Source organism: Pseudorhodoferax sp. LjRoot39 (genome assembly GCF_964253035.1).
Classification (GTDB): Bacteria; Pseudomonadota; Gammaproteobacteria; order Burkholderiales; family Burkholderiaceae_C; genus Pseudorhodoferax.
On the sequence record NZ_CAXUQL020000004.1, the window covers coordinates 1 to 5461 of the forward strand.

Consider the following 5461-nt stretch of genomic DNA (forward strand, 5'->3'; position numbering starts at 1 on the left):
GGGCGTTTTCGGCTGTAGGAGCCTGACGATGACCTACTTTCACACGGGAACCCGCACTATCATCGGCGCAAAGTCGTTTCACTGTCCTGTTCGGGATGGGAAGGAGTGGTACCAACTTGCTATGGTCATCAGGCATAACTTGTTGCTGTGCTGCTTTTTAGTTCAGCACGGCGAATTCATAGAGTTTTAAATCAGTTGTATTTTGACTGCGTCACTTGGCATAACAGCCTTGATGCTTAGGTACTTAAGTATTTAAGCGATCAAAGTTATAGGGTCAAGCCGCACGAGCAATTAGTACAGGTTAGCTTAACGCATTACTGCGCTTCCACACCCTGCCTATCAACGTCCTGGTCTTGAACGACTCTTCAGGGGGCTCAAGGCCCCGGCAGATCTCATCTTGGAACGAGTTTCCCGCTTAGATGCTTTCAGCGGTTATCTCTTCCGCACATAGCTACTCGGCAATGCCACTGGCGTGACAACCGATACACCAGAGGTGCGTCCACTCCGGTCCTCTCGTACTAGGAGCAGGCTTCCTCAAATCTGCAGCGCCCACGGAAGATAGGGACCAAACTGTCTCACGACGTTTTAAACCCAGCTCACGTACCTCTTTAAATGGCGAACAGCCATACCCTTGGGACCGGCTACAGCCCCAGGATGAGATGAGCCGACATCGAGGTGCCAAACACCGCCGTCGATATGAACTCTTGGGCGGTATCAGCCTGTTATCCCCAGAGTACCTTTTATCCGTTGAGCGATGGCCCTTCCATACAGAACCACCGGATCACTATGTCCTGCTTTCGCATCTGCTCGACTTGTCAGTCTCGCAGTTAAGCACGCTTATGCCATTGCACTATCGTCACGATGTCCGACCGTAACTAGCGTACCTTCGAACTCCTCCGTTACGCTTTGGGAGGAGACCGCCCCAGTCAAACTGCCTACCATGCACTGTCCCCGATCCAGATAATGGACCTAGGTTAGAACCTCAAACACACCAGGGTGGTATTTCAACGTTGGCTCCATACGATCTAGCGACCGTACTTCAAAGCCTCCCACCTATCCTACACAGATCTGTTCAAAGTCCAATACAAAGCTACAGTAAAGGTTCATGGGGTCTTTCCGTCTTTCCGCGGGGAGATTGCATCATCACAAACATTTCAACTTCGCTGAGTCTCGGGAGGAGACAGTGTGGCCATCGTTACGCCATTCGTGCAGGTCGGAACTTACCCGACAAGGAATTTCGCTACCTTAGGACCGTTATAGTTACGGCCGCCGTTTACTGGGACTTCAATCAAGAGCTTGCACCCCATCATTTAATCTTCCAGCACCGGGCAGGCGTCACACCCTATACGTCCACTTTCGTGTTTGCAGAGTGCTGTGTTTTTAATAAACAGTCGCAGCCACCGATTTTTTGCAACCCATTCATGCTCCGTTGTTCACTTCACACTACTAGGGCACACCTTCTTCCGAAGTTACGGTGTCAATTTGCCGAGTTCCTTCTCCCGAGTTCTCTCAAGCGCCTTAGAATACTCATCTCGCGCACCAGTGTCGGTTTGCGGTACGGTCGTGTGCAGCTGAAGCTTAGTGGCTTTTCCTGGAACCTCGTTCAATCACTTCGCGAGCAAGCTCGCTCGATCGACAGCCTCGGTATATGTCTGGCGGATTTGCCTACCAGACGCCTACATCTGCCTAAACCGGGATATCCAACACCCGGATGACCTATTAAGATCCGTCCCCACATCGCACTACACATCGGTACAGGAATATTGACCTGTTTCCCATCAGCTACGCATCTCTGCCTCACCTTAGGGGCCGACTCACTCTACGCCGATGAACGTTGCGTAGAAAACCTTGCGCTTACGGCGAGGGGGCTTTTCACCCCCTTTAACGCTACTCATGTCAGCATTCGCACTTCTGATACCTCCAGCAGCCTTTACAAGCCACCTTCACAGGCTTACAGAACGCTCTCCTACCACTTGCAATAAATTGCAAATCCGCAGCTTCGGTAACTGGCTTAGCCCCGTTACATCTTCCGCGCAGGACGACTCGATCAGTGAGCTATTACGCTTTCTTTAAATGATGGCTGCTTCTAAGCCAACATCCTGACTGTTTTAGCCTTCCCACTTCGTTTCCCACTTAGCCAATTTTAGGGACCTTAGCTGGCGGTCTGGGTTGTTTCCCTCTTGAGTCCGGACGTTAGCACCCGGTGCTCTGTCTCCCAAGCTGTACTCTGCGGTATTCGGAGTTTGCATAGGTTTGGTAAGTCGCCATGACCCCCTAGCCTAAACAGTGCTCTACCCCCGCAGGTAATACTTGAGGCACTACCTAAATAGTTTTCGGAGAGAACCAGCTATTTCCAAGTTTGTTTAGCCTTTCACCCCTATCCACAGCTCATCCGCTAGTTTTGCAACACTAGTCGGTTCGGACCTCCAGTACCTGTTACGGCACCTTCATCCTGGCCATGGATAGATCACTTGGTTTCGGGTCTACACCCAGCGACTAAGACGCCCTGTTCGGACTCGGTTTCCCTACGCCTTCCCTATTCGGTTAAGCTTGCCACTGAATGTAAGTCGCTGACCCATTATACAAAAGGTACGCAGTCACCCTTTCGGGCTCCTACTTTTTGTAAGCACGCGGTTTCAGGATCTATTTCACTCCCCTCCCGGGGTTCTTTTCGCCTTTCCCTCACGGTACTAGTTCACTATCGGTCAATGATGAGTATTTAGCCTTGGAGGATGGTCCCCCCATATTCAGACAGGATTACACGTGTCCCGCCCTACTTTTCGTTAGCTCAGTACCACACGTCTCTTTTCACGTACAGGGCTATCACCTGCTATGGCCAGCCTTTCCAGACTGTTCCGTTAAGAGTCGTGCTATCACTAACAGGCTTTTCCGATTTCGCTCGCCACTACTTTCGGAATCTCGGTTGATGTCTTTTCCTCGAGCTACTGAGATGTTTCAGTTCACCCGGTTCGCCTCGCATGACTATGTATTCATCATGCGATACCTTTGCAGGTGGGTTTCCCCATTCGGAAATCTCCGGATCAAAGCTAATTTGCCAGCTCCCCGAAGCTTATCGCAGGCTATCACGTCCTTCGTCGCCTATCATTGCCAAGGCATCCACCACGTGCTCTTATTCACTTGACCCTATAACTTTGACGCCTCTTGCAAGGACCAAAATTACTCAAGGAATATGTCAGGTCTTTCACCTGACGCGTTATGCCGTAATTGAACTTTCGTTCAGATTACATAAATTTCAAACGTGAAGTTTGATATTCGTTTGACGCAATCAAATTTTTGTCACTGGCGGCACGGTCTGCACTAAACCTTTACGAATGTGCAGTTTCCGCCAGCAACGCTGATTCGAACTCTATGAATTTGTTAAAGAACAGCCGATTGATCAAGGGATCTTGACCAACAACAAAGAGGCCTTTTGCAAAGCCACTTTGGTGTTGATATTCTTGGATAAGGGAAGTTGGTGGAGGTGACAGGACTCGAACCCGCTACCTACTGCTTGCAAAGCAGCCGCTCTCCCAGCTGAGCTACACCCCCAAACACGATTGGACATTGGAGGGATGGTGGGTCTGGTTGGTCTCGAACCAACGACCCCCGCCTTATCAAGACGGTGCTCTAACCAACTGAGCTACAGACCCAAGCCGGTCGCGTAAAGCCAGGCATCTCTACCCAACCGTTGGCGACAACCTTCCAACAACCGATAAGTGTGAGCGTTTGAGCTTCGTTGCAGTTTCCAGAAAGGAGGTGATCCAGCCGCACCTTCCGATACGGCTACCTTGTTACGACTTCACCCCAGTCACGAACCCTGCCGTGGTAATCGCCCTCCTTGCGGTTAGGCTAACTACTTCTGGCAGAACCCGCTCCCATGGTGTGACGGGCGGTGTGTACAAGACCCGGGAACGTATTCACCGTGACATTCTGATCCACGATTACTAGCGATTCCGACTTCACGCAGTCGAGTTGCAGACTGCGATCCGGACTACGACTGGTTTTATGGGATTAGCTCCCCCTCGCGGGTTGGCAACCCTTTGTACCAGCCATTGTATGACGTGTGTAGCCCCACCTATAAGGGCCATGAGGACTTGACGTCATCCCCACCTTCCTCCGGTTTATCACCGGCAGTCCCATTAGAGTGCCCTTTCGTAGCAACTAATGGCAAGGGTTGCGCTCGTTGCGGGACTTAACCCAACATCTCACGACACGAGCTGACGACAGCCATGCAGCACCTGTGTTATGGCTCTCTTTCGAGCACTCCTTCATCTCTAAAGGATTCCATACATGTCAAAGGTGGGTAAGGTTTTTCGCGTTGCATCGAATTAAACCACATCATCCACCGCTTGTGCGGGTCCCCGTCAATTCCTTTGAGTTTCAACCTTGCGGCCGTACTCCCCAGGCGGTCAACTTCACGCGTTAGCTTCGTTACTGAGTCAGTTAAGACCCAACAACCAGTTGACATCGTTTAGGGCGTGGACTACCAGGGTATCTAATCCTGTTTGCTCCCCACGCTTTCGTGCATGAGCGTCAGTGCAGGCCCAGGGGATTGCCTTCGCCATCGGTGTTCCTCCGCATATCTACGCATTTCACTGCTACACGCGGAATTCCATCCCCCTCTGCCGCACTCCAGCAATGCAGTCACAAATGCAGTTCCCAGGTTAAGCCCGGGGATTTCACATCTGTCTTGCATTACCGCCTGCGCACGCTTTACGCCCAGTAATTCCGATTAACGCTCGCACCCTACGTATTACCGCGGCTGCTGGCACGTAGTTAGCCGGTGCTTATTCTTACGGTACCGTCATTAGCTCTCTGTATTAGAGAAAACCGTTTCGTTCCGTACAAAAGCAGTTTACAACCCGAAGGCCTTCATCCTGCACGCGGCATTGCTGGATCAGGCTTGCGCCCATTGTCCAAAATTCCCCACTGCTGCCTCCCGTAGGAGTCTGGACCGTGTCTCAGTTCCAGTGTGGCTGGTCGTCCTCTCAGACCAGCTACAGATCGTCGGCTTGGTGAGCCTTTACCCCACCAACTACCTAATCTGATATCGGCCGCTCCAATCGCGCGAGGTCTTGCGATCCCCCGCTTTCATCCATAGATCGTATGCGGTATTAGCACAGCTTTCGCTGCGTTATCCCCCACGACTGGGCACGTTCCGATATATTACTCACCCGTTCGCCACTCGCCACCAGGATTGCTCCCGTGCTGCCGTTCGACTTGCATGTGTAAGGCATGCCGCCAGCGTTCAATCTGAGCCAGGATCAAACTCTATAGTTCGATCTTGTTAACTTCGCTCAATCTCTTGAGCAACTCAATAAAAACGGAATTGAAGTGAATCCACTTCCATTCTCATGAGCATTTGAGTGCATGCACTCGTTCCGAAGAACTTGGCAACTTCACACCAAACGCCCACGCTTATCGGCTGTATGTTTTTAAAGACCTACCGCAGCAACACCAG

General features: G+C 51.3%; 2 tRNA genes and 3 rRNA genes. All 5 read right to left on the bottom strand.

Annotated elements, in window-relative coordinates:
• Positions 1 to 20: 20 nt before the first annotated feature.
• A 5S ribosomal RNA gene (rrf, locus tag ACSQ4M_RS37975) occupies positions 21 to 133 on the bottom strand.
• A gap of 137 nt (positions 134 to 270) precedes the next feature.
• Positions 271 to 3144, bottom strand: a 23S ribosomal RNA gene (locus ACSQ4M_RS37980).
• 329 nt (positions 3145 to 3473) lie between these two features.
• Positions 3474 to 3549 (bottom strand) — tRNA-Ala (locus tag ACSQ4M_RS37985).
• A gap of 24 nt (positions 3550 to 3573) precedes the next feature.
• Positions 3574 to 3650: transfer RNA gene (locus ACSQ4M_RS37990), tRNA-Ile, on the bottom strand.
• Positions 3651 to 3749: 99 nt separating this feature from the next.
• Positions 3750 to 5280, bottom strand: a 16S ribosomal RNA gene (locus ACSQ4M_RS37995).
• Together the 16S, 23S and 5S rRNA genes with 2 tRNA genes alongside form the textbook arrangement of a ribosomal RNA operon.
• Between the last annotated feature and the right edge of the window lie 181 nt (positions 5281 to 5461).